Origin of the sequence: Actinophytocola oryzae (assembly GCF_004364325.1) — a bacterium.
GTDB lineage: Bacteria > Actinomycetota > Actinomycetes > Mycobacteriales > Pseudonocardiaceae > Actinophytocola > Actinophytocola oryzae.
On the sequence record NZ_SOCP01000019.1, the window covers coordinates 1 to 25,286 of the forward strand.

The 25,286-nt window shown below is 64.8% G+C and carries 22 protein-coding genes; 9 read left to right on the top strand and 13 right to left on the bottom strand.

Annotation, left to right across the window (positions count from 1 at the left end; genetic code table 11):
- Positions 1-83 precede the first annotated feature (83 nt).
- The 6 genes from CLV71_RS36560 to CLV71_RS36585 form a co-directional block, all read right to left on the bottom strand.
- A complete protein-coding gene (locus CLV71_RS36560; protein ID WP_133907491.1) occupies positions 84-629 on the bottom strand; it encodes a helix-turn-helix domain-containing protein in 546 nt (181 codons plus the stop codon).
- 90 nt (positions 630-719) lie between these two features.
- On the bottom strand, positions 720-1,247 hold the full coding sequence (locus CLV71_RS36565; RefSeq protein ID WP_166664407.1) for a helix-turn-helix domain-containing protein: 528 nt from the start codon (positions 1,245-1,247) through the stop codon (positions 720-722).
- Positions 1,248-1,480: 233 nt separating this feature from the next.
- Complete coding sequence (locus CLV71_RS36570) at positions 1,481-2,080, bottom strand: GNAT family N-acetyltransferase (RefSeq protein ID WP_133907493.1); 600 nt, start codon at positions 2,078-2,080, stop codon at positions 1,481-1,483.
- Positions 2,080-2,820, bottom strand: a complete 741-nt coding sequence (locus tag CLV71_RS36575; RefSeq protein ID WP_208297932.1) for a lasso peptide biosynthesis B2 protein — start codon at positions 2,818-2,820, stop codon at positions 2,080-2,082. Before CLV71_RS36575 ends, CLV71_RS36570 begins: the two co-directional genes overlap by 1 nt.
- The gene (locus CLV71_RS36580) at positions 2,817-4,520 is read right to left on the bottom strand and encodes an albusnodin/ikarugamycin family macrolactam cyclase (RefSeq protein ID WP_166664409.1); all 1,704 of its coding nucleotides are present in this window, start codon (positions 4,518-4,520) and stop codon (positions 2,817-2,819) included. Before CLV71_RS36580 ends, CLV71_RS36575 begins: the two co-directional genes overlap by 4 nt.
- Before the next feature lie 74 nt (positions 4,521-4,594).
- On the bottom strand, positions 4,595-4,699 hold the full coding sequence (locus tag CLV71_RS36585; RefSeq protein WP_208297933.1) for an albusnodin family lasso peptide: 105 nt from the start codon (positions 4,697-4,699) through the stop codon (positions 4,595-4,597).
- A gap of 865 nt (positions 4,700-5,564) precedes the next feature.
- On the opposite strand from CLV71_RS36585, the gene CLV71_RS36590 reads away from it, so the two are divergent.
- Genes CLV71_RS36590 through CLV71_RS36600 form a run of 3 tightly spaced genes read left to right on the top strand, consistent with a single transcriptional unit; the run spans position 5,565 to position 7,304 of the window.
- Complete coding sequence (locus tag CLV71_RS36590) at positions 5,565-5,894, top strand: hypothetical protein (protein ID WP_133907496.1); 330 nt, start codon at positions 5,565-5,567, stop codon at positions 5,892-5,894.
- Positions 5,881-6,408: a DUF6879 family protein gene (locus tag CLV71_RS36595; protein WP_243867138.1), complete on the top strand. Its 528-nt coding sequence runs from the start codon at positions 5,881-5,883 to the stop codon at positions 6,406-6,408. The genes CLV71_RS36590 and CLV71_RS36595 overlap by 14 nt, the downstream gene beginning before the upstream one ends.
- An 11-nt stretch (positions 6,409-6,419) precedes the next feature.
- Positions 6,420-7,304, top strand: coding sequence for a helix-turn-helix domain-containing protein (locus CLV71_RS36600; RefSeq protein WP_133907498.1), 885 nt, complete (start codon positions 6,420-6,422; stop codon positions 7,302-7,304).
- Here the strand turns inward: CLV71_RS36600 and CLV71_RS36605 are convergent.
- Entirely contained in the window at positions 7,221-7,667 is a 447-nt protein-coding gene (locus tag CLV71_RS36605) for an NUDIX hydrolase (protein ID WP_243867096.1), read from the bottom strand. The two genes, CLV71_RS36600 and CLV71_RS36605, sit on opposite strands and share 84 nt — an antisense overlap.
- Before the next feature lie 259 nt (positions 7,668-7,926).
- Here CLV71_RS36605 and CLV71_RS36615 point away from each other — a divergent pair, with 259 nt between their 5' ends.
- The 4 genes from CLV71_RS36615 (at position 7,927) to CLV71_RS36630 (ending at position 18,004) form a co-directional block, all read left to right on the top strand.
- Positions 7,927-10,320, top strand: a complete 2,394-nt coding sequence (locus tag CLV71_RS36615) for a DISARM anti-phage system protein DrmE domain-containing protein (protein WP_133907500.1) — start codon at positions 7,927-7,929, stop codon at positions 10,318-10,320.
- A 168-nt stretch (positions 10,321-10,488) separates the two neighbouring features.
- Entirely contained in the window at positions 10,489-13,965 is a 3,477-nt protein-coding gene (locus CLV71_RS36620; protein WP_133907501.1) for a DEAD/DEAH box helicase, read from the top strand.
- Between the two features lie 13 nt (positions 13,966-13,978).
- Positions 13,979-15,799: a hypothetical protein gene (locus CLV71_RS36625; RefSeq protein ID WP_133907502.1), complete on the top strand. Its 1,821-nt coding sequence runs from the start codon at positions 13,979-13,981 to the stop codon at positions 15,797-15,799.
- Positions 15,800-16,300: 501 nt separating this feature from the next.
- Entirely contained in the window at positions 16,301-18,004 is a 1,704-nt protein-coding gene (locus CLV71_RS36630) for a hypothetical protein (protein WP_133907503.1), read from the top strand.
- Positions 18,005-18,178: 174 nt separating this feature from the next.
- On the opposite strand, the gene CLV71_RS36635 is transcribed toward CLV71_RS36630, so the two are convergent.
- The 4 genes from CLV71_RS36635 to CLV71_RS36650 all read right to left on the bottom strand — a co-directional run bounded on the left by CLV71_RS36635 (position 18,179) and on the right by CLV71_RS36650 (position 21,869).
- Positions 18,179-19,693 carry a hypothetical protein gene (locus tag CLV71_RS36635; RefSeq protein ID WP_133907504.1) on the bottom strand — a complete coding sequence of 505 codons (1,515 nt, stop codon included), beginning with the start codon at positions 19,691-19,693 and terminating at the stop codon, positions 18,179-18,181.
- 2 nt (positions 19,694-19,695) lie between these two features.
- Positions 19,696-20,244 carry a hypothetical protein gene (locus tag CLV71_RS36640; RefSeq protein ID WP_133907505.1) on the bottom strand — a complete coding sequence of 183 codons (549 nt, stop codon included), beginning with the start codon at positions 20,242-20,244 and terminating at the stop codon, positions 19,696-19,698.
- A gap of 219 nt (positions 20,245-20,463) precedes the next feature.
- Positions 20,464-21,126, bottom strand: coding sequence for a hypothetical protein (locus CLV71_RS36645; protein WP_133907506.1), 663 nt, complete (start codon positions 21,124-21,126; stop codon positions 20,464-20,466).
- On the bottom strand, positions 21,123-21,869 hold the full coding sequence (locus CLV71_RS36650; protein WP_133907507.1) for a DUF2637 domain-containing protein: 747 nt from the start codon (positions 21,867-21,869) through the stop codon (positions 21,123-21,125). The genes CLV71_RS36645 and CLV71_RS36650 overlap by 4 nt, the downstream gene beginning before the upstream one ends.
- A gap of 805 nt (positions 21,870-22,674) precedes the next feature.
- On the opposite strand from CLV71_RS36650, the gene CLV71_RS36655 reads away from it, so the two are divergent.
- Both CLV71_RS36655 and CLV71_RS36660 read left to right on the top strand, forming a co-directional pair.
- Positions 22,675-23,292, top strand: a complete 618-nt coding sequence (locus tag CLV71_RS36655) for a hypothetical protein (protein WP_133907508.1) — start codon at positions 22,675-22,677, stop codon at positions 23,290-23,292.
- 673 nt (positions 23,293-23,965) lie between these two features.
- A complete protein-coding gene (locus tag CLV71_RS36660; protein WP_133907666.1) occupies positions 23,966-24,169 on the top strand; it encodes a cold-shock protein in 204 nt (67 codons plus the stop codon).
- A 94-nt stretch (positions 24,170-24,263) separates the two neighbouring features.
- Here CLV71_RS36660 and CLV71_RS36665 read toward each other — a convergent pair whose 3' ends face one another.
- The gene (locus CLV71_RS36665; protein WP_133907509.1) at positions 24,264-24,491 is read right to left on the bottom strand and encodes a hypothetical protein; all 228 of its coding nucleotides are present in this window, start codon (positions 24,489-24,491) and stop codon (positions 24,264-24,266) included.
- A 110-nt stretch (positions 24,492-24,601) separates the two neighbouring features.
- Positions 24,602-24,790 carry a hypothetical protein gene (locus CLV71_RS36670; protein WP_133907510.1) on the bottom strand — a complete coding sequence of 63 codons (189 nt, stop codon included), beginning with the start codon at positions 24,788-24,790 and terminating at the stop codon, positions 24,602-24,604.
- Positions 24,791-25,286: the final 496 nt, after the last annotated feature.

Below are 25,286 nucleotides of genomic sequence, written 5' to 3' on the forward strand. Positions count from 1 at the left end.
CAGCCGCCCATCCCAGACAGCAGTCACGATCACGCCACCGTCCAGGCCCACACGCCGCAAGCGATCAGCCAAGACGATCTAAATCAGTGGCATTGGGTGTAGCCCAGGTTGTAGGCGAGTTGGGAGGCGGCGTAGTAGCACTCGGCCAGTAACCCGAACGCACGCTCCCGCGAGTGGCCGGAGAGGCTGTAGGTGGCGGCCCGCAACTCCTCAAGCAGGCCAGGTACTTCCATGCCGAGTTGTCCCAGGCTCACCTCGTGGCGCAGTTGCGAGGCGTGAGCGACAGCGGCCGACAACTCGCGGAGCGGGCGGGGACGAACGCTCTCCTCCGGTTCAACGCGGTAGGCAGCCAACTCTCGCCGGATAGCTGGGATGGCGGCGTGCACGCGGTGCTCTTCGCGGGTGATCTTGGGGTACGGCAGTTCGAACAGGTCGGCGATACTGACGTTCAGCCCGCGGGAACATGCCGAGACGAACGCTGGTGAAGCAGGTGCACGGCCCTGCTCGACGGCGCGGACCAGACTCACTGAAACAGCCGCGCGACGAGCAAGTTCGGTCTGCGTCCACCCAGCGAGCTTTCGCGCGTCGGCGACCCGCCTGCCCACGCCTGCGGCGTCGTCCTCGTTCACGACGAACCCCTCCCGGTTCTCGGCTCCAACGATGCCATTCCCTGGCCGGGTACCCAACTGATGCCTCGTCGAGCCATGTACGTCATCGGCTTAACTACGACCTCGATCACCCGCCGTGCAGGGCTCGGCGATGACTCGGCTTCGGCATATCGTGGCTGCTTGGTTGAGTCGCTTGGTGATCTCGGCCCAGTCGGTTGGCTCGCCCATCAGGACACGTCGGTTGTGCTCGGTGAGTGCGCGTGACAGCTCCTCCAGCTCGATCACAGCGTCGACTTGATCTGGATTGGCCGGGACTGACGGGATTCGAGCCCGTGCCTGCGCTATCCGCAGTGTTGCCGTTGTCAGTACGTCGTGGAGCGCGTCAGTTGCCTTCGCAGCGGTGAGCGCGTCGAATCCCGCGACCAACTCGCCGTCCGCACCCAGCAAAGTGTCCGCCTCGCACCAGAACTCCCTGGGCGCGGATTGCTGCCCGGCCTCAAGCTTCGAGATCGACGTGCGGTCGTAGAACAGCCGCTCCGCGAGCCCTGTCTTGTTGAGACCGTTTCGCTCGCGATGCTCGGCGAGACGCTTGCCCAGCTCGGCACGTTGTGCGGTGACGTGTGCTGACTCTCGCGTCACGACCGGTCCCGCCGCCCGCCGACGCCCTGCATGGCCGACACCTCTCCTACTGATCGTGTTTGAACAGGTACTCACCGATCATCGTGCCGGTGTTCGCGAGCGGGGAATGACAAGGAAGTGACAAAGAGTCGAGCCTGCCAGTCCTCCGGTTCTTGTCATCTCCGGGAAGCAGGCTGCCGACACAGCAGCCTGCTCCCCGTTCCTGCCATTACCACTCGCCGTGACGTCTGGCGTCAGGTCTCGTTACGAGTGCCGCCGAGTTCTACGATGCCGCCGAGTTCGCGTTTGACGGCTGAGGGGCCGGGAAATTCGGCGGAGAGGATGTCCATCAGGAGTTCGTCGCATGGGTCGCCGAGCCAGAAACCTGACTGGCGAAGGCGGCCCCCTGATTTGAAGCCGGCGTTTTCGTACGCGCGGATTCCGGCGGCGTTTTGTTCGAGGACTTTCAGCCACACCATGCGTAGGGCAGTGAGGTGGAAGGCCCAGTCGAGGGTGAGCAGTGTTGCCTCGGTTGCGAAGCCTCGGCCGCGGGCTTCGGGAGCGAGGAGCATGGTGTACTCGGCGGTTCGCACCTGGTGATCGATGGCCAGGATGGTCATGCCAACGGGTTGCTCGTCCTCGGTGTGGACGACTTCGAATTGGGTGTAGCGGTCGGACTTTGCTTGGCGTTCGAAGCCAGCTGCGCGAGTCTCCCAGGACTGCGGCACCTGGTTGCCGTAGCCAAGGATCGTGCCGGGGTGGTTCTCCCAGCGGTGGTATTCGGGGAGCATTTCCGCACGAGGTTGGGCAAGTGCCAGGCGCTCACCCCGAAGCAAATACTTCGGCTGATTCATCAACGGTCTCCTTCACGCTTGTGGTTGATCATTGTGTATCGATGGGTACTGGGTGGCTCGTCGATTGGGTCGCCGTCGCGGCCGGCGATCCAGGCGTGAAGGCGGACGGGGTCGATGGCGATGCCGTGGCACCACGTGGCCCGCTTGCCGGCGGCCGCGAGCAGCAGCTTGGCGGCCACGGACTCTTCCAGGCACGCGATCCGGGCGGGGATGTAGCGGGCGGCGTAGCGCACGGCTCGCACTGCGTGACGTGCTTGCAGATCGGTCGCCCACAGGTGCCGCGCTCCCAGCTGGGTCAAGCGCACCAGTCGAGCGAATCGATGTTTACGGCCGGACTGGCGGACGAGAAGGACGAGGCCGACGATCGGCAGGGCAGCGAGGCGCCATGGCCACGGTGCGTTCCCGATGGCAGGTAGTGCGGCGGCGGTCTCCTGTGTTCCCCAGGACACGGTGGAGCCGTTGAGACGGATGACGACCGGTGCTGGCGCTGCCTGTGGCGACCCCGTGAACCAACCTCGGTTCGAGAAGTCCGTGTTGATCGTCTCCACGGTTGTGTTCAGGGCTTCTGGCTGCTGTCCGGCGACGTACAGGTTCCACAGGCGCATGGCCTCGCCACCGAGCATGGTGACCTCGCCGGTCTGGTAGTCAACGACCAGCGTGGCGTGGCTCGTCTGGACCGTTCGAAGCCATGGCGCTGGGCTCTCTTGCTCGCCGCCGAGTTGTCGAGATTGTTGGATCATGTCGCGCTCACGTTGGTGGGCATGGCCCAGTCGACTGGGCGGGCGGACTCGAGCGAGCGCAGCCAGACTTCGGCGGCGAGGACCCGCTGTAGGTGACCCCAGTGGATGTTGCGACCGGCTGCGGCCATGTGGATCTCGCTGCGGAGCTTGTCCAAGGTGATGAGTCCGCGGCCAGCAAGTCGACCGTCGGCGAGGTCGAGCACATGGTGGAGGTTGCGACGAAGGCCCTGGTGGTGGTCGCCAACGAAGGTGCCCTTGGCAGCGCGGCTGCGCACGGTCTCCGGCAAGAGCCCGGCGGTTGCCGCCGACAGCAGCGGCTTGTACTGACGTGGGGAGCCGCGAAGCCAGCCGTGCACACCAAGGGTGATGTCGAGCAATCGGGCGTCCAGGTAGGGGTTGTGCATGGCGATACCGAAGGCGTCTGCGAGCTGGTTCTCGGTGTGAGCGGTGCGTGCGGTGAACCGTGTTCGGGTGATCAGGTCTCGGTCGGCATGATCCCGTAGTTCAGGCATCTTGACCTCGGCACGCGATGTCGAGGACAGATGCGCCGCATGAGCCGTGAGCCATCCTGGGGCTGCAGCGGCAGTGGATGGTGCTTGGCCCCGGATGGCTTGGGCGATCAGCGGCCATGGGCTGGTCCGGCGTAACCGCGCCCATCCTTGGGCGTCGGCTGCTAATCGGAGCCATCGGCCGCGACGGGCCAGGTCCGCCAGGTAGACCGGTGGTGGCAGGAACAGGGTGTCGCCGCCGTCTCCGGTCAGATGGCACGTCACACCGATGTCCGCGAGCAGTTCGAACTGCGCCGAGAGCATGGCCCAGGTGACGGTGGATGGCGCGGGCTCGTCTGTCGATGGCAGCGTGTCCAGGCCGCGGTAGGGCAAGTGATCGTCGGTGAGCGGCATGAGCACGTGGCGCATCGTGGGATGTGCGGCGGCAGTCACGCGGGCGTGGTCCAGATCGCCTCCAGAGGTGACCTCGGCCGGGTGCGCGGTCACCGCGTTGACTGCACGGTGCCGGGCAGCGAGCACAGCAAGGGTGGTCGAGTCCATGCCGCCCGACAAGTCCGCCGCCACGATGCCCGTCATCCGAACCTGCACGCTGGCAGCAAGAGTGCTCCGAAGCTGGTCAACAGCCTCGGACCAGCGCCGTGGCGTCCGCGTCCAGATCTGGGTCAGCTCCTTGACCTGGCCATCCGCCAAGACCAGACGGGTGCCGGGCGGCACCAGTGTGACTCCCGAGAAGGCGCTGCCGGTGATCTCGGCGTAGGGGTCGGCGAGGAACGCGGCCAGCCATGCCTCGTCGACCTCTGCGCGGCTGAGTGAGGCGAGCGCGCGTGAGCTGGATCCCCAAGTCAGTGCGCCGTCGTCGCTCCGGACGGTGTAGATCGGGCAGGCGCCGGCCGGGTCGGTCCAGATGGTCACCTGGTCAGGCTGGGCACGGATGATTGTGTACGCGCCCGCCCACTCAGTGATGACCCGGTCGGGCACGTGGTGGCCTACCAGTGTCGCGAGTTCCTGACTGGTCGCTGAGCATGGGCCGATCGCTACGACGGCCTCCGACTCGTCCAGGCTCGTCACGATCTGGATGTGGCGCTCTGGCCATGCGTCGCAGACCCAGATAGCCGGTCGCGGCCAGATGATACGCGCTTCGACCGGTACCGGCCTGTTCCCGGTGCCGCTGTGTCCACCGAACCAGCGCACGTGTGTTCGCTTCCTCTCCAGCCCCACGATGAAGGCGGTGGCGCTTGGGCGAGCGCCACCGCCGAGGTGCAGACCTAGTCGTACGCGTTGCGCTTGGCCTCGGTGCTCTGCTCCTCACCACCGGTGGTGAGCGTGACCACGTCCCCCAGGCCGATCACGAGGATCGAACTGTCGGTCAAATCCCGCGTTTCGTATTGCACTGTCATTCCCTTCTGGATGGTGCGGCATAGCCGCTCCTTCTCGCCCCGACCATTCCGGCGATGCGGCCGGGAACGTCATTTGAAGTTACGCACGTTGCCCACATCGAGCGGGCTGTCTGCCGGACTGTTCAACATCGCCACCCCGCCCGGACTCCAGCTGGAGCTGCGCAAACGCGCTGTCAAGCACTGGCCCGGAACTATTCTGTCCGGACACCCGGTCGCGAATCGCGTCTGCCAGTGCGACTAGCGCGTCAGCAATTTCGATGTGACCCTCAGCGCCGCCTTCTTGGATCGCGAAGACAAAGATAGACAGGGTCTTGTTGACCATCCGCACACGCTCGATCAACGCTCGATCCTCGGTGGCAATTACGCGGTCTTCGTGGCCCGGAGAGTCAGTCACGATCGCACTCCTGGACCTGAACCGATATCACGTGTGCCCTCAATCGGCGTCCGGCGCGATTGCCCATCAACGTGCTCTTCATCGATCTGCCTGCCTCGTCGCGGCTTGCATCCTCGTCCTGTCACTGACCTGCGATGGGGGGCTGGTGACCGACTCTCTCTCGGCGGCCAGGATGGCTTGGCCTGCACGAACGTGGGTTGGAGCCGGCCACCAGCACGGCCCTTCACGGTGTCGGGAACGGGGAGGTGCCCCCGACAGCGGGCCGACGCTGCGCACGCAGCACGGATGACGCTACGACGCATCCCCTCACGCGAGCCAGAAGTTTGCTAGAGTTTGCTCGACAAAGGGTCATCTTGCGTTAGTTTGTTGACTCATCTTCCCAGGTAGAGGCACTATCAAGTAGTCCGAGCAAACTACTGCACGGATCTGGTGGGAGGAGTAGACATGCAGCTAACGTTCCTCGGCAAGGAGACCCAAGGCGGCGGTTCGCCGACGCTGTTTGCCACAGACACGGACACCTACGTGGTCCAGGGCTGGAAGGTGACCGGGCAGGATACAAGCGTGGAGATCCCCGCGCGCCTGCTCACCTACCTCCTGCAGGGCACACGTCTGGGTGTCGACCTCCAGGACACGGGCAAGGGCACGTTCATCGTGTCGGGTGCTCCGGTCACGGATGCTCAAGCACTGTCACAGATGGACATTCCGGGTCATGAGACCGCGGTGGAAGTCCCCAAAGCAGAAGAGGATGAGACCAGTGGAGATGCTACGGGGTGAAGCGTTCGACGACCTGTTCCGCACCTTCACACAGGACGCGTTTCACCTTGAGGTGCAGGACAGCTACCACACCTCGGAAGAGAGCGGCCCGTTTCATCTGTTCCTGACCGGCCAGCAGGATGACTTCGCATGGCATCGGCCGTGGTTGGACCTCGTACGAGTCGCTACCGGCGCTGGCAGGAGCATCCGGCGTGCGCGAGTCGTCACCGTTCCTCATGGCGACTACACCCGGTGGGGGCTCACCGTCGCCCCGCACAACATCTCCGCTGGGGAAGACATCAGGTGGCTACCCCGCCACCTGATCGATCCGGCAGAACTCACCACCGATGACTACTGGCTGTTCGATGACAAGCGAGTGGTCTTCACACTGTTCGAGCCGGACGGCCAGTTCGTCGGCGGAGCCGCCACCACCGATCCGACCATCGTGGCTCGTTGTCGCGAGGTGCGAGACGGGGTGTGGCGGACGGCGATCCCACAGGACAAGTACGTCGATAGCGAATACGTCTCAGCGTAGAGCCGTGCGTTGTGACAAGCTCGCTTCACCAGGCCCGCGAGGCTCTTGGTCATCGACTCCGGGATCTCCGCCGGGACGCAGGTCTCAACGGGCGGCAGCTCGCCGACCTGGCCGGCTGGCACAGCTCAAAAGTGTCCAAGATTGAGTACGGAAAACAGACACCCTCCGAAGATGACATTCGGACCTGGTGCCTGCACACGAACAGTGGCGATCAGTTCACGGACTTGATCGCCACTGTTCGCCACATAGAAGCGATGTATGTGGAATGGCGACGGATGTTAGGCACCGGTACCCGTCGTCGCCAGCAAGCATCGCGAGAGTTGGAAGAACAGACCCAACTCATGTGCTGGTATGAACCCCTCTTGATACCTGGCATTCTCCACACCGCAGAGTATGCTGCGGCCATCCTGCGAAGGGTCATCGACTTCTACCAGGTTCCCGACGACCTCGAAGAAGGCGTCGCCGCACGGATGGAACGCCAGCAGATCCTCTACCGAGGCAACCACCGGTTCCACTTCATCGTCGCTCACCAGGCACTTCTCACCAAGGTCGGCGACACCGCGGTCATGATCGGCCAACTGGACCGACTCCTGGCCACTATTTCCCTCTCCCGTGTCACCTTTGGCATCATCCCACCGCAGGCCGAATACCGAGTCCCAACCAACCAGTTCATCATGTTCGACAACCGGCTGGTCCAGGTCGAGACCATCTCCTCCGAGCTGTCAATCAGCCAACCACGAGAGATCAGCCTCTACGCCAAAGCATTCCACGAACTCGCCCGCCAAGCTGTCTACGGACAAGCCGCAAGAAATCTAATTAGCCAGGCTCTGGACAATCTCCGAGCAGAACAAGAAATCGAGAACGGCCCCGCCGTCTCGACTGAACAGGAGCCGTGAGGCACGATCGTCGCGGGCGACATGCAGGTCTACACGGCCCCGCCACCGATGTACCCGGCTTCGGCCAGCAGCGCTTCGCGGTTGGCCAGTAATGAACTCCTTCAGGGCGGTCGGCTTCAGGTCGATCGACGCCAGCTCGTCGCCAAGTAGGTCTACCCGGTCCAGTTCGTACCCACCGCGCGATGGATCATCGAACTCTGGGCCGCTCCGGGCCGATTCGTCCAGGCTGACCAGCCTGGCCACGAAGAAGTGCTGTACGGCGACCTCGGCGTCCGACGGTGAGGTGAACAGGAACACCTGTGTGGCGTGCGCGGCACGGGCGCCTAGTTCCTCGGCCAGCTCCCGATGCAGCGCCGCGGCCACCGAAATGTCCATGCCCCCCAAACGCCGCCGCCCACCTCCGCCGTCGTCGAGGGCGGCTGGTTGTGGGGACGCGGTAGCACCGACTCCAAGTCCGGTGGCGCGATCTTCTGCCACTGTCGTCTGCACATGGTAGCGCCAGTCGCTGTCGGTTCGATCTATCGGTTGGGTCTTCGCAACGCGACCGCCCCGGTCCCGACAATCCGAGGGGCTAAGTTGAAGATTATGTGCCGGATGCAGAGTTGCCTGTGGGGGTAGACGCATGACCCAGTTGGCGGGTGGTAGTGAATCACTCACCAGCCTGCTACTCCCCGGGACGGGAGACGACCCGGTGCTGGACGGTCTAGCGTTCAGCACCTTCATCGACGGCACGATGTCCGTGCCGGTGTCTCCGGTCGACCAGCTACTGGTTGCGGTCAGCCGTCGTCTGATCCGCGAGGTCCCCTCGGCTGATATGGCAGTGTTACAGCTTCCGCGCGCCCGCCACCGGATCGCGCTCACGCTGGCCATCTGTATGCACCTGCTGCGCCTGAAGGAGCGGCTGCTAGGTGGGCCGATCGTGCTCGCCGCGCTCGACGTCGACATGACCCAACGGCTGCGGACGCTCAGCATGCGCAACTACTCGAGCATCTCTCTCAGTCGGGATAACCCGCTATCAGCGCAACGGCTCACACGCACCGGCGAGCTCGCTCCGCTGGTCGGCTCGACGCCCGGGTCGGCCAACAGTTCACTGATTTACTTCAACACCCGCGTTGGCAACCCCCGGCTGGGATGCAACCCGCCGCTGGTAGTTATCGACGCGACCTCGATCACCAATCCAGACAGCCGCGCACGGGCGCTGGCCTGGGCTTCGAACCACTCGGCCGTCGCGACTATCATCGTCGGCGACATCGGCGACGAGTCACTCCTGCGGACCGTGAACGCAGCTGGTCACACACCCCTCGTGCTCCCCGTGACCAACGCAGAAGTGACCGCGCTGGTCTACGACCTCAACCGCCAGGAGCCTGCGCCGAGTCCGCTGTCGAGCATGTGGATGCTCTGGCAGCAAAATTTTCCGCCGCTCGACATCCATCATGCCGGCGACGCTGAACTCAACGCCGCGATCGCCCGTGCATTCGCCTGCCTGGCCACTCGGCCCGATGGGCAAATGCCGCTGGCGCTCGATTGTCCGACTAAGTTGCTCAACGCTGGCACCCGCCTTGCGGCGACAGTGCGTGACTACCGCAGAGCCTGCGCTCTGGCGAACCTATCTGGGGAGGGACCGGAGCCACTTCGACGAGTGCTCAAGCGCCAGACGTTCAGCGGGCACGGGCCGTGGCAGCCATGGGGCGTTGCCCGCTGGGGAGAACTCAAGGTCGCGGTCGAAACATTGTGGCGGCAACTCGACGAGTGCAATCCGAAGCTCTCCTTGCTGTGGGAGATGCTCGACCAGGCCGACCGTAGCGGCGTTGGCCAGATCCTGATCCGATGCCACAGCAAGGCGGCAGCGGCAGCCACAAAGGCCTCGCTCACCGGCGAGGGACGGACCGACGCGCAGCTCGCCCTGTGGGAGCGGGTCGGTGCGAGGGTCGAGGTCACCACCTTCGCTACGAGGTACTCACCAGGCCACGCCGACGTCCAGATCCTCACTGGCAACCCGCCGCCATGGCACTTCTCGCTACTGTTTGGCGGCGAGGCATCCGCAAACTGGCTACTCGCCTACGACGCCGAGCATGCCGCCCTTCGACGGCAGGTGCGTCGCTGGCAGGACAGCACCGACGCGCGGCGGAGCACCACGTTCCGAGCACTCGGTGCGGCGGAGCCCGCGCCCGTCGCGGGCCCGATATCCGACGCTGAAGGCGAACCCGCCTTCAGCGATCCACCCGAGCTGAGCCTGCCCGGCCTGTCGATCCTCGATGTGCTCGACCGCGCGAGCACCGCGATGGATTCGCCATCGATCATCGGCGCACCCCCCGGTGGCTGGCGCAGCTCCGGTACGATCCGAAGCTGCATTCCGGTCAAGCTCGACGACGGCCGGACATGGTGGGTACCCAACGAAGAAGACCGCAACGGCGATCTGGCGACGCCCGTGCTCGTCGTCACTGCCGCCCGCCAGAAGTACATGCCTCTGCGCCAGGTCTCGCCCGGCGACGTGATCATTGTCCCGGCCGGCGACGGGACCGAATCCGTACATGCACGGCTCGTCGCAATTAGCCATACCAACGACGACGTCGCTTCGCTCGACGCGATCCTCGAGCAATTCCGCAGCGCCGCCCGCAAGGTGATGGACACTAAATCCACACGACAGGCGGCAATAAAGGCGGTTCGCGACACCGGCGCGCATGCCGCAGGTCAACTCGGTCTTTGGGCCAGCGGACAGACGATCGCCCCAAAATCTCCTGATGACATCGCCGCGGTATTCCGCGCCGCACAGCAGCCGGCCCCCGACCTGCAGCTACTAAATAGCGTCGCCGGGACACTACGCACCCTGCACCGCTCACTAGGCCGCTTCGTGACGGCACTTGCAGCCGGCCGTGCCGACGACACCGTCGAACAGCTTCGCCGCCTCGTCGGCGACAGCGCCGACGAGCTCCTCGATGAATTCGTTGCCGCTACGGTCACCGAAGTCGGCTCTTCTACAAACGTGCCCGCAAACCTCGTCGGGCGGCTCCGCTGATCGCGGCACCCGTCCTTGTCGTCGAGGAGGCGTAGGCTTTGCCGAACCGCCGCGACCGCGCGACGCACAACTACATGGTCCTTTTGTTGAACCCCTTGGGGTTGGGGCGGCCCGCATGCAACGCCGGTGTCCAGCCGGATCTCACCTTTCGTAGAAGGAGGAATGTCTATGACCGGCCCCCGTGGCTCCACCAGCCCCATTCCGCCTGCCGGCGCATCTCAGGGTTCGGCCAACCGGGCCGAGGAAATCCTCGTCCACCACATCCTTCAGGACTTGGTGGAAGCCCTGACCGACCGAAGTGGCGGCGACCATCCTTTTCCGTGGTCTCCTGAGCAGAAGGTCTGCGTCGGCGTGCTTGGGGTCACGATTACCCCGCCGCCGGCGGTTACCGGAAGCAGCTCCGCCGCCCCGAACGGCGGGGAGGACAGCGCTGGCACCACGCCGTCCGCCACCGCGCCCCCGGTCGAGAACCGCGGAGTGATCGGCCTGGACTTCGTCGTGGATGGCACCCCGGCAACCGTTGACCTCACCATCGACGTCGACTACGCCATCTACCAACAGCTGCTGCCTGCCTTTACTGACGTGTCCGCGGAGGCCGCACGGCGAGCCGCGGCAGCCGTGACGAACCCCCGTCGCAGACCCACAGTCCCCTTGAGTCCGACCTGGCGCCGCGACCAGCGGCACGTCACGTTGAGCTTGTTGCTCCCCGTCACCGGGAACGAGCACACCATCACTAGCAGCGAATTGAGTGGTGGCTGCCCTCTGGCGACCGACGCGACGAAGGCTGTGGCCAATCACTACACCGACCCGGCGGCACTGTGGAAACTCACGAACAACCAGACGCTACCGGTCGCGGCCGCGTCGGGCACTGAGGCCGCCTTTCGTCAGGCAGTCGGCGCCCGCCGCGACGTATCGTGGATCCCAGTCGCACCGGTGCCGCGCCTGACTGTCTCAACGCTGCCGACCGTCGACGGGAACACTGCCGTGTCGGTGTCGATCACCAACGCCCTCGAGCTTCCGGCGCGCGACCTACAGGACCTTTCCCTGTACGACACCAAGATATCGGTGACCGTCAACGCGCCTGCGCTGTTGCCGCGGCGGCTCGGCTTCGCGGACGACGACTGTCGCTACGCTGGCTTCGCCACGGTCCCTGGTCGGGGGCGCGGCTGCGTCGCCCGCGCAGGGGACGCACCGAACGTCGTGGTCGCTGAGACCCTCCCGATACACACCCAATACCACGCCAACTCCGCCCAGCCTGTCGACATCTCCTTCGGCAACCTCGCCGCCAACTGGGCGGCCGCACTGCCCGCGCTAGCCTTGGAGATGCGAGCGTTCCATCACGGCTGGGACTTCAGCGCTGCCAGAACCCCGGATGAACGGCTCCAGATCGAAGACCTCCGCGATCGGTTCGAGGCGGAGGTGCAGCGCTTCGTACTTGGCCTGGACCTGCTCCGAGCCGATCCTAACCTCGCCCGAGCTTTCGAGCTCGCCAACAACGCCTTCGCCGATTCGCGCGGCTCAACCGCACAATGGCGGCTCTTCCAACTAGTCTTCATTGTTTCCGAACTCGCAGCGCTCGCCGGCCGCGAAAACCCGACCGATCCGCGCCTTCGAGGCGAACTCGATGCGGTCGACGTGCTCTGGTTCCCCACCGGCGGCGGTAAAACCGAGGCGTACCTCGGGCTGATCATCGTCGCCCTCTTCTACGACCGACTGCGTGGCAAGCAGCGAGGGACCAGCGCATGGCTGCTCTTTCCGCTACGGATGCTATCCGTGCAGCAACTCTCGCGCGTCAACGAGATCCTGCACCACGCCGACGCGGCCCGCACGGCAGAGAACCTCAGGGGGGACGCTTTCACCCTCGGCTACTTCGTCGGCGCAGGCAACACCCCGAACCGTCTCGCCTACCCAGACGCCCACGGCTGGTGGCCGGGTCTGATGGAGTTTGCTCAATGGTCCGAGCCTGACCGTGACACCAAGCGCCTCGTCGGCGCGTGCCCCGCCTGCAGCAACAAGAACAGCATCGGTCTGGACGTCGACCTTGCCGACCAGCGCCTCCTCCACCGGTGCCGTGCCTGTGGGCACATTTTGCCGATCCACGCCAGCGACGATGAGGTCACCCGCTACCAATCCTCGGTCATCGTGTCGACGGTTGACAAGATCTGTGCCTTCGCCCGCAACGGCCAGCTCACGGCCATCAACCGCGGCCCCCGGGCCAAATGCCCCCAGCACGGCTGGTACACACACAAGAGCTGCATCGCCAAGGACTGCTCGGCGCCACCGGCGACGCACACGGCGCCAACGGGTTTCAAGGACCCGACACCAGCCCTGTGGATCCAGGATGAGCTGCACCTGGTTAGGGAAGAGCTCGGAGTGTTTGCCGCCCACTACCACACTCTCCTGGCCGAGCTCGCCCGCGGCGCTGGCAACGAGCCATCCAAGATCATTGCCGCCACCGCCACCATCGAGCAGTTCGAAGACCAACTGTCACAGGTCTATGGCCGCCGCCCCAGAATGTTCCCTACCGGCGGCGGCACATTGGCCCGGTCCTTCTACACGACGACCACCGACGACGTGCGACGCATCTACCTCGGTGTGCTCCCCGCCGGCGGCGGGACGGTCAAGGTCGACCTCGCCGGCATCGTCACCGCCCGCATCATCGAGCGCATCCACCACCTCACCGACGACCCGGCCCCGTTGCTGGCCACGATGACCGCCGTCGGCGTCACGCGCACAGTGACCGAAGCCCGGTCGATGCTCTTCTACTACGAGCTGGCCCTTGCCTACGTCAACTCCAAGGCGCACGGAGTCGCCATCCTTGACGACCTCAACCGCCTGTCAGAGCACCTCATCAACTCCGGCACCGACCGGGTGAGGTCCGAGTACCTCAGCGGCGAGACGTCGCTCGGAGAGCTCGCCGCCATCGTCGCCGCAATTCAGGACTCCAACTCAAGAACCAGACGAGCGGATCGCATCCGTGGCTTGGTCGGCACCTCGGTCGTCTCCCACGGCGTGGACCTCGACCGCCTCAACTTCGAGATCCTCGCCGGAATGCCGCCCTCCTACGCCCACTACATCCAGGCAACCGCGCGTGCCGGCCGTAGCCACGTCGGGCTGGTCATCGACATCTTCGACCGTGCCAACCGTCGCGAGACCTCGATGTACCAGAGCTTTTTCACCACTCACGCCGCGCTTGAGCGCATGGTCGAGCCTGTGCCGGTGAACCGCTTCGCCAGCCGCGCCGTCGAGCGGACGTTGCCTGGCATCGTCTGCGCCCTGTTGTGGGACGAGACCCGCGCCGCCACCTGGGGGACGACCGAGGACATCCGCACCACCCGCCGGTTCCGTGACTGGTGGAATGCTCGAGCCACCAACTTCCTGCCCCAGGTCGCTGACCGACTTGCACGGGCGTACCGCTGTCCGGTTCCCGACCCCGCCATGGCGGCCGACGAGCAGCGGCTCGTCGACGATGCCATGCGCCGTTGGGACCAGATAGAACGACCGCGCATCCAGCAATGGCAGTCCGACTACCTCACTGACCTGTTCACCAGCCCTGCCATGACCAGCCTCCGCGACGTGGACCCCCCGGCCGAGTTCCGGGGCGGCAACCGCGCCGAGCAGGTCATTTCTCGCCTCTACGCTTGAGAGGAATCAGACCATGCAGCGCTCCACCACACAGGTCCTATACCGCTACCTTCCCGACGCCGTTTTCTCTCACGAGGAGGGCTTCTACGCGCGCGTCCACCACATTGGTGGATCCCGCGTCGGCAACATCAACCAGATGGTCCTGCTCGGCGAGCTCGCCGAGGAGATCAGCCGCTGGTATCCCGGCCAGGTCGGAATTCCCAACCCGCGAACCAACCCCGACGAATACGTGATCCTCAAGCCCGAGGAGGTTGTGTGGGACGTCTTCCCACTCACCTTCGAGTGCACCAATTCCGGCTGCGGCCGCATCTCACGGTGGTGGCGCCAGGACAAGCTCATCAACGACACGAACGCCACCGGTCAGCTCCGCTGCTCGCACTGCTCCTCCAAGCTGCGCCAGCTCCGATACCTGACCGCCCACAACTGTGGCGCGATGGAGCCCCTCCACACCCCAAGCTGCCCCACCTGCAACAACGCCACGAACATGTACCTTGAGGACCTGGGTTCATTCCGCACGTCATCGTGGCGCTGCCGTACTTGCGGCAGCGCTCTGAGCACCCGCTTCACGCCCTGCGACTGCCGCCAGTACGCCCGGCCAGGTAGCCAGCCCTACCGCCAGGGGTACACCGCCCGGGACCAGCGCCTCTGGTACCCGCAGACCTTAACCATCCTGAACATCTCCAATCAGACTTACGACAACTTGCAGCGCCACAACAACCGCGGGATCCCAGCGCTGGCATCGTGGCTCGGAGACCAGCAGTCCCTCGCCGTTTCACTCGCCGAGCTCGACCGGCCCGCGACGGGCACGCGGATGTCGGCCAGGAAGTGGGCCGAGACCGAAGGGAAGCTACGGGCAGCTGGCGTCGCTGAGGACGTCATCGACAATGTCCGCTCGATGCAGGGCCCAGCCACGGCCGGGCCGTCGGCGATCGTGGCTGGCGTCAGCGCTCAGGTCATCGACATGGCCCGCGCTCTGCCCATGGTGGAACGCGCCGGATTGTTCGACCACAACGTCATCAACGACCGCCGTAGCTTCGACGACGTCCAGGCGGCCGTATCTGGGACCGCCGCGGCCGCTGGTGTGTTCGTTGCCTCCGCAACCATGGCAGCCCTGGGCATGGAGGACATCTCCGTCACGCAGCGCTTCCCGATCGTGGTCGCCAGCTACGGCTACACCCGAGCGGTGCGCGAACCTGGCCGGGCGCATCTACGCACCTACGCAATACCGCGCCAGTACAGCAACAAGACCCCGATCTTTGCCGTGCCGGCAAACACGGAAGCGCTGCTGATCACCTTCGACGCGGCGACAATCCTCGGCTTCCTCCAGCATCGCGGCCTGTGGACGGGCCTAGCTCCGGCAACAAGCCGCGATGCCAAGGTGTCGGTCGCCGAGATCCTGGCAGCCGACCTCGACGTCGGTGGTGACGGCACCGCCGGGGTTGTCCGTCGCTTAGTGCACTCAGCTTCGCACGCCCTGCTCCGCGCTCTCGACGACGGCCAGAGCGGGTTCGGCGAGTCCAGCCTCGCAGAATGGATCGTGCCCAACGCTTTGACCTCGGCGATCTACGTGGCGTCCTATGCTGAATTCACCCTCGGAGCGTTCGACACCGTTCAGCGACGCCGAATTGGACCGTGGCTCAATCGGGTCGCGGATGAGATCGACCACTGCGACAACGACCCGCTGTGCTCCCAAACCTCGCGACACCGACCACACGCCGCCTGCGACCGCTGCCTGCACCTATCGTTTGGATGCAGGACCTGGAACGCCGACCTCGACCGTAGGCTACTGCGCAGTTTTTGGTTGTGGACGCGTCAGCGGGCCGCGACGCCCTGACCCACAGGTACGGCTCGCCCGCACGCCGAAGTTGCTCGCGGATACCGGCAGCAGCCACCAAGGCACGGGTAGTTTCGCGGCGAAAGCTTCATCCGGAGCACTGACATTCCCCAACCACCATGGGTCCATGCCAAGGTGTGTGATCGCCGACCCGGCCAGCGTCCAGTTCACCACAGGCCAGGCGGAGCAGTTCGGCGTGTTCTTCCAGCAGTTCGATACCATCGGCTTGTTCGTTGCCGCACCAACTCTTGGGGGGTCCTGCCATACGAGGCAACCAATGTCGGGCATAGTGGAGCGATGATCGCTCCAGCCGGCGCTCGCCACAGCGTGCTACGCCACCTTGATGTGGTCAGCGTCAATGTCGGGGCACGTGCGGAAGCTCGGTCCCGGCAGACAGTCCTGCCACCGATCACGACCTATAGGTGGTGGGCCCGGCGCACAGAGGCTGTATCCGGAGCTCTCATCGACGCCGCTAACGCGGACCAACCGGGTCGGCTCGTCGTGGCAGACCCCTTCACTGGCGGTGGTGTGATCGCCCTATCTGCCCTGCTGCGTGGCCACCGAGTGTACGCCCAGGACATCAATCCCTGGGCGACCCAGAACCTCACGACAATGCTGTCGCTCCCGCTGGCCGAGCACCTAGAGCCTGCAGTTGCCCGGCTACGCGCACACGTAGCGGATCTTTTGAACACTGCATATGCCACCTCCTTCGCGGACGCGACCCCAGCGACCGTCGCGCACACCATCCGGGTCGCAGTGATCGACTGCCCGAACTGTTCCGAGGACGTGCGGCTCTTCCCATCGGGAATCGTCAGCCTCAGCGAACGCGTCGACAGGGGCGGGAACGCAGGCTGGCTCGCCTGCCCGTCCGGTCACCTGCAGCATGGCCCCGCAGATCGGCGCACGCGGTGCCGAACCTGCAAGCAACTCATCGACCCCGCAGCGCGCTATACGGCCGGACGTCAATTCCGCTGTCGGTGTGGCCACGTTGGCCGAATCTGGGAAGCAGGGCGCATCCGCTGGGAACCGACTCTCGTCGAGCGCACCATCGCTGGCCGTCGCGAAATCAGCCCGCCATCAGAGCCAGAACTCGTCGCCTCCGCAGACGCATCGTGGCCGACCCAACCTCACCTGCCCTCGATCTCTCTGGGCGAAGAGACCAGCGTGCTGCGCCGCTATGGCATGACCCGTTGGGACCACGTCATGCCACGTCGCCAGTCCGCCGTGCTCAATGCGCTTATCGGCGCGATCGATTCCTCTGCTGCGGGAAATAGGGTTGTTGCCTCGGTGCTCTACGCAGCGGTGCTTGGCTCCGTCGAAATGGCTGGCTACCTGTCCAGATGGGATTCGCGCTACCTCAAGCCCTACGAAGCGGTCGCCAATCATCGCTACAACGTCACTACCCTGTCTGCCGAGCCAAACGTGTGGGGCGCCCCACAGTCGGGGCGTGGCACCGTTGGGCGGCGACTTGAGCACCTCGCCAAGGCAGGGAACTGGTACGCCGAACGCCTCGGCCGCATCCCCAACGTCGTTGGGCCTCTACCCGCAGGAAGGCGGCGCTCAGCCGGATCCCGCGCTCATGACGTCCGGGTCGTAGTAGGGTCCAGCACTAGACTGCTGGCCTCCAGCGACTCGATCGATCTAGTGTGCACGGATCCGCCGTACCACGACGATGTGAAGTACGGAGAGCTCTCCGAAATCTTTCGGGCGTGGGCTGGGCTCGACCTTGCACGCCTCGACGGCGAGGCAGTAGTCAGCGCCGACGGCCTCGACACGGCTGACTACGAGGCGACCCTCGAAATTGCCTTCCGTGAAATGCGGCGTGTCCTGAAACCAGACGGCCACCTTGTCCTGTCCTACGCGAACCGGGAACCAACCGCATGGGCGGCGCTTTTCGGCGCACTCCAGGCCGCCGGGTTCACAACCATCGGCTATCAGGTTGTACACGCCGAGAACGACGCGGACCATGCGAAGGCAAACCGCCGCGCGTGCAACCTCGACGTGATCCTCGACCTCGTGGTCGCCGACGGCCGCCCGCTCAAGCGGTTCGCGCCACCCGTGTCACGAGTCGGAGCCCACGAGGACGCTTTTTGCCACATGCTTGGGACGTTTGCCCTCCGAGTCGGGAACCTCCAGGACACCTGGCGCGAGACGCTGAAGCACTCCATCACCACGCACCCGTTCGTAGACAAGAAGAAGGCCTGAGCGCCGACTCCCGCAACACCTAACTCATAGTCGCGGTAATCCGGTTCGGAGCCTGACGCCGTTCACCCGCGAATTCGCCAGAACTGAGGCGGTTGTGTTAGGAGCCTTTTCCTTGTTTAGCGCGCTGCCTCTGCGGGCACAACCGCAAGAACAATCGCACTGACCGCCACTTACTCATGCCCCATCGGTTCCCTCCATTCGTGGCGGCTCCACGTCGCGCGGCTCGAAGTCCACCGGGGGCGACGCGCCAAGTTGCCCGCCGGATGGGAACGACGCACCCAGGAGCTGCCGACGCTCATCCTCTGACAACGGGTATCGCCACCCCAGCACGTCAAACGCTGCGAATGCCAAATCACCCAGGACAACGTTTCTGCCCTCAACCGTCATCGTCTTGAAGTCCAACTCCAAATCCGACGACTCCTCATCAGTCGGTCGCAACGTCAGTGAACGGACCCGGAAATCATCCTCGATCGTCGAGCTAATCGTGTCGACATCTGCGAATACGTTCGAGCCATCATCCTCCGCTGAGACACGCACCCGACGGGTCCTACTCTGCAGATCGACCGATGACAGCGCGGACGTCGACAGCGTTGGCCACACGTCTTCCCACCTCACCAATGTCGAGTCGTCTCGGCTGCCGCCCTTGCGCTTGTCCGCGGTGAAGTGCACCCGCCATGCGCCGGCCGTCGCGGCCAGCATCTTCGCCCGCACCGTCCACGACGGAGCAGGACGCTCCCGCTCCAGCGCCTCTGATGAGAACGACACTACTGCCCGCGCCGCGCGCCACACGCCGAGATTCGCTACGACCAGACGATTGAGGTCTTCGAGAGCAATCGTCTCCGCGAGCTGTTCGAGCTGCTTAAGCGAGATCATCCCGCCTACGTAGCGCCAAAACGCGGCGCTGTCGAGTGCGCTGGCGCGCTCCAGCAGGTACGGAAGCAAGATCCGCAACTCGTCAGTCTCGAGCTTCCCCCCGATCACCCGCTGCGGTTCGTCGGCGTCGTCGCGCCGCTCGAACAGCGACGTGTTGCCCGTGCGGACGACGCGGACAATGTCGGCGGCCCGCCGTAACCGGGCGGCGACCTCCGGTCGGAGGATCTCGGTGATCGTCTGCTCGAACGACCTCAGATATGCAAGGTCTGCCTCGATGTCGCCCGCGGCCGGTGTGTCTTGCAGCCGCTGCGCGGTACCACTGATCAACAAGCCTCGCCCGCCGCGCACAATATTGCGGCGGAACAAGCTCAGCAACGGCTCCGATACCGAGCCGGTGTCAGCGGTATCCTGCCCTGAAGTGAATCCGTCGATCGCAGGCGCATTAGTCACCAGCGACCCCGACTCGTTCTCTAGCTCACCGCGAAATTCGGCCGCGACCGAGGCGTCGTCATGACGGGAATCAAGCGAGAAGAACACCGGAGCCGTGCGGCCCAACAGATCGACATCGCGCCCCGCTTGTGCCGACCTCAGGTTGTAGCGCAGATATACTTCGCGTTCTTGCCTGTTGCCCGTCCACGACAACACCAGATCCGGGGCATAGGAGTGGTTGAAGTAGTCCGTGTTGGTGATGGCGGCGCTGGGGTCTAGGCTCTCGATCTTACTGATCACCGCACCCTTGATCCCCTCGACGACATCGATCTGATCAGTCGAGTTCAAGGCCGCAGCGACGGCGTCCTGCAACGAGTTGCCTGGCATGGCTATGCACCATCCCTCTTCAAGTTCATCATCGCCAACTTCAACTCCTCAGGACTCAACACGAGCTCGTGCTGCCGATCCGACAACACCAACAGCCACAATCGCGTCGACACGAGCCGGCAGAGCTCGTCATCGATCTCAACTCCGCCCTCGCCGGTCCGCAGCTTCAGCCGCTCCGCGTGCTCACGCACCGCCTCACGCACATACTCGTGGTGGGTCAGCTTGGCCCAGTTGTTCTGACTGAACGGATGCCAGGTGACCCACATGAACTCGGCGTCGTCGTCCATATCGTTCTGGTGGGCGCGGGCCGTGACGCTGTATATATCGGCGAGATATTCCGTGTACATGGCAGCCTGGCTGCCGACCACCGAATACTTCTTCGCCTCCACCAACAGTGGATGCCGCCGTTGACCAAGAAAGTAGCCGGACAAGTCGTAAACCTTCTTGCTGCCGTCGAGCCGCTGACGCTTGCACATCGACTCGTGGTCGTATGCAGTCCAGGGCAGTTGAAGATGCGTCGTGCTCTCCAGGTACTGCTTCGCTCGGAACACGCCCTCTCGGCCTGTCTCTTGCGACCTCTCAGCAGGCATAACCATACAGCTTAGTAGCGGATCACCGCCTCGTCAGCCGATCATTGCGTCCACTAATCCGCACGGCACAATCCACAGCCTGCCTACCGCCAACCGAGTGAACGGCAACCTCATTCTGGCCATGCCCCGTCGTCACCGGTCCAAGGTCTATACCGTGATCGTTGTGTCCGGCGTTGTTGATCAGTAGAGCTTGGTCATCATCGCCTTCTTGCGGTTCTCGTAGGCTTCCCGTTCTGCTTCCGTTGCCTCGGCACCGCGCCGCATGAGGTACGCGGCCGTGCGGGTGAGACAGTTCAGTTCGGTGAGTGGTGTGTGCCGGGGCAGGTTGGCGGAGACCATGCGGTCTTCGATGCCGTCGTGGCGGGGGTTGTGCCGGGCGCCGTGGTTCTCCTCCAGGTGGCGCAGGCACCACTGGTCGAGGTCGGCGGCAGTCTCGTCGGGCTCGGTGGTGCCGTCCGGCATCCGGCTGGCCAGGAGTCGGCCGGAGCGTTCCCATGGTCGGTTGAGCGCGTCTTCCCACTGGTCAATCGTGGCTGTGTACTGGTCGCGGGCCTGCTCGGCGGTGAGGTTCAGGGCCTCGGCGATGTCGTCCCACCGGCCGCCCCGCTCGCGGGCGTTGACCACAGCACGGGATAGGACGTCCTGGGCCATGGATAGCAGGCGAGCGGCGTGGTCGACGTCGTCGTAGGCGTCGCCGTACTCGTCGCTGACCGTCGGCACGCCGCCAGCGGCGAAGTCGGCGGTCTCTCGGTAGGCGGAGGAGAGCGCCAGCCGGGCCAGCGCCCGTCGCGGATGCGTGGTGTCGGCCGGACCCGGCGGGACAGGCGGAATCTGGTCGGTCATCCCACACCCCCACGCCTGCGCTGGCCCTGGTCGGCTTGTGGGATGCGGCCGTCGGTGCGCCACTGGCGCAGCACGGTGCGGCCATAGTTGTTGGTGCCGGCCACCCGGTCCAACTCGGCGCCCGTCGGGATCCGACCGAGGGCCTGCTCCCGCAGGTAGTGCTCCCACATGACCTCCTGAGCCGTCGGCTCGACCGCCGACCCGTGATGTGACGAGACACCGGCGAGATTGATCACCTGCGCGGTCTCGCCACCACTCTCGTTCTCGGTCTCGCCGTCTCGAACTTCGATCGAGGCGACGCCTCCGGTCTCGGATGCGGCGTGCTCGTTCTCGGTGTGCTCGCGAGAGCGCGGACCGTGGGCCAGCAACTCGACGGCCAGCAACAGAGCCACCGGCGGCCAGCCAGCCACGAGAACCGGCTGCCACGTCAGCGTGGGGGCGGCGGAGATGTTGGCCGCCAGCGAGACCGCGATGCCCAGCCAGAACGACAACCACACCGCGATCCGGCCCCGGCGGGTCAGCCGCTCGGCCCTGAGCACCCCGACTGTGGCCAACACGAGCAGGCCGTCCACCGACAGCGGCCACAACGCCGCACCGACCGCATCGGAACCACCGACCCGTGCATACTCGCGCTGGTGCTGATAGGAGGCGTACGCCGCCACTCCAGCCACGACCAGCGTGCATGTACGGCGCGCCCACTCCTCGGCCGTTGCCCGTTCGCGCGACCGGGCCGGCTCGGTCATCGCGGTCACTGGGCACCACCGCCCGAGCGCCGCCGCCGAGGGATCTCAACCGTGGCGGAAACCAGCAGCTCACGACGGGTACGGGATCGTGCGGATGCTGTACGAACCTGGCCGGGGGCACCTTGGTGACCAGCACGAACGTCCTCAGTCATGGTCTGCGACTGGGCACAGCGTCTCGGTTGCCGTCTCACCTGATTACGAAAGGCACTGGTGAGGTGAAGCTTCAGCCGCCGTCCGTCCCCGTGATCGGGGTCGTCGTGGCAGTTGCGGCCGCGAGCCAAGTCAGCGCTGGTTTCGGTTCGTCTCCGACCCTCTGGCAGTGGTGTGCGCTGGTTGTCGCTGTTCTACTCGCGTTCATCGTGGGCGTGTGGTCCCTCCAGCCCAGACCCGAAGATCGCCCCAGCGTCGTACCTGATTAAAAAAAATCAGCAGACAGGACAAATCAAGGACAGTCGTGGGCGAGAGTCGTCGCTGTGGGCGTTTGCGCGGATAGCCGTTCGTGACCTCGCACGCGGCTTGACCACACCTTGGACATTGGTCATCCGCAGTCCGGCTCCATAGCCAGACCCCTCGACCGCTTGACGATGTCTTCTGACAACGCCGTCGTGACGTAGGTATCGCCTGGGCATGGTGATGTGGGACCGGCACATCACCATGTGTCTTGCGAGGAGTTGCGTGGCCGCCTACCGCTGCTTCGGGCACACCCAGGATGCGGCAGGCCGCATCCATCCGCACCAGCTGCCCGCGAGTAACGGTCCACAATCCAAAAGCGACTGACGTTCTACAGTCAATCACGCTCACACACTTGGGGATCGACGTGAAAAGACATGTGGCACTTACAACGCTGGCAATACTTCTCAGCGCAGCCTGCAGCAACAACACCACTGGTTCGCCCATCGCGCGACACAAGGCAAGCGCAACGGAGTCAACGACCACTACAACGACGACCGAGAAGCCCGGGAACCCCTTCACCGGCTCGGTGAATGACTTCATTACACAGCTCAACGTACAATTGCCGCTGCTGATCGAGAACGAGGCACCCACGCCAATCCCCCTGGCGATCTCAGGGGACGGAACGTTCGGGGGACCGGTTAGCTCGAACACCGAGGTCCGCATCGTGCCCGAGGGCAACGCCTTCGAACCTGTGTCCGCGATCGTCGTACGAACGACCGGGCCAGCGGGTGTGGTGCCCACACCGGCCCGTCTTCTCAGCGGCATCGGTGCCTCGCTGTACACCATGTCAGTCGAGGCGGTTTCCGCGTTCAGTCGGGACGTGCTGCCGCGGCTGTCATCGCTGAGCCAAAAGCGCACGACCATCAGCGTCGGATCGTTCTATGACCTCACGATCGTGGTGGTCAACTCCAGCCGACTGAGCTACATCTTCACACCCATAGGAGTGACGCCTGCCGCAGGCCTCTACTGAGCGAACGCGTTTCGCGTGATCCTCTTTCAGAATCAAGCAAACGGTGAACCAAGACCCTGAGTGCACGTCCACATCGGACGTCCACTCAGGAACAAGCGACCCCTCAGCACGGGTCGCTGCTCCGATTGCACGCGCGGGCGCAGTCCTCCATGCGTTGCGCCATGAAATACTCGCCGCGAGGTCATCACATATCACTGTAGCGATCTCGCCGGCATCCACTTCCCAGGCGCCGTCCACCTAGCACGCTACCCGCAACTGGCAGAGGCGGCACTGACGTGTCAAGATGGTGTTGATCACCGATCCAAGGAGGCTACGATCACCGGATCCGCCCCTGACACCTTGCGCAGCCGTGGATTCACGCTGATCACGGGCTGGTCGACGACGTGACCGAGTCCGTTGAGCACCACGCGGCACCATCGTCGTCCGACACGATATTACAACCGAATGGAGCACTTGCGCGCTCGACTGAGCGTGTCCAGTTGACGCTCTCCCCCGAACCGTGCTCTACTGGTTTTGGTTGAAGATTTTTGTGTTCGTTGTTCTTGTGACGCTCGCAGGAGTTTTTGGCGAGCGTGTTCTGGTGTCTTCAGCGACTCCTGGTCCGCATGCTCGCGGCCCGGCCCGCTCATCCGAGCGCGTGCCGCTTGTTCAGATGCGACAAGGAGATTTGCGCATGTCAGAAGGCACCGTGAAGTGGTTCAACTCCGAAAAGGGCTTCGGCTTCATCACCCCGGATGAGGGTGGCCCCGACGTGTTCGTCCACTACTCCGAGATCAGCGGCGGCGGTTTCCGCAGCCTCGAGGAGAACGCCCGCGTCGCGTTCGACATCGGCCAGGGCAACCGCGGTCCGCAGGCAACTGCCGTCACGCCTCTCTGACTAAGCCTCGGGCGTGCGGTCACATCTGCGACCGCACGCCCGTTTTGGCGTTCGACGGGCTCGATCGGACACAGTGGACTGTGCGCGAGCCCTGTCAGCGGTTCGAGGGCGGGAACCGTCGATCGTTCCTGCCGAGTGCGATCAACTCGGTGTACTGGTCCTGCCAGGACCGCTCAGTGGCCAGAAGGTCCGCGAGCCGCTGCACCCAGGCCACACCAACCGGCGGCGTCGCCGTCGCGAGGTGGCGTCCGGTTTCCTCCCGCGCGCTGAGCCATTCGGCCAGCGCGGGTTCCAGCGCCGGTCCGCCACCTTCGTCGGCCATGTGCAAGACCCCTACTTTTCTTCAGCGCACGCGTGACTCCAGCGCCGTGTCAACGGGGACGCCGGCTGCCCGGCGGCCCCGCACCGTGCTGTCCAGGGTGGACAGCGAGGTCACGCCGCCCGGCGACGATTCCTCGTCGGCGTACCCGTGGACGTCCGCGACGCACCGCCGTAACGACGGCTGGGCACGGTCGGGAAGTCGTCGACGGGCAGCTCCGCGGGCTCGGTCCCGGGAGCGAAGTCCGGCTCGCGGAAGAGGTCCTGGTAGTTCGCGTCGGGGTGGGCGGACGCGTGCTGCACCGGCTCGCTGGCTGGATGACTGAACTGCACGCCGTTCGGCGGTGTCGTGTTGATGATGAATGTCCTTTCGAGACAGTGAAATCCTGGTCGCCCCGGGGTTGCCGGCCGGCGAAGTGGTGGGGCTGGACGGGCCGCGGCAGCATGCTCGCCGCTCAGGACACCGTGCGTCACATCGTGGCCGCTCTCAAGACCCCCAGCTGCCTCCCAACGTACACCACGGACCACCCCTCATGGTGTAACGTGCAATTGTCGAAGGCATTTCGGATGTCGGCACCAGAGCCGACCTCGTCGTCGACGGACCCAGGTCTGGCCGCGACGACGGCCACGGGACCTAGCGACCCAGACGTGCGGTCGGGTCCACACACCCGACCTTCGATCAGTTCGGCAGCCGCCCAGTCCCCCGCACGTCAGGCTGGTCCGCCACACCATCCGGTTGATGTCGCCGGGACACGTCAACGGCGATCGCGGAATCGCGTCCATCTGACCTTCACCGCGC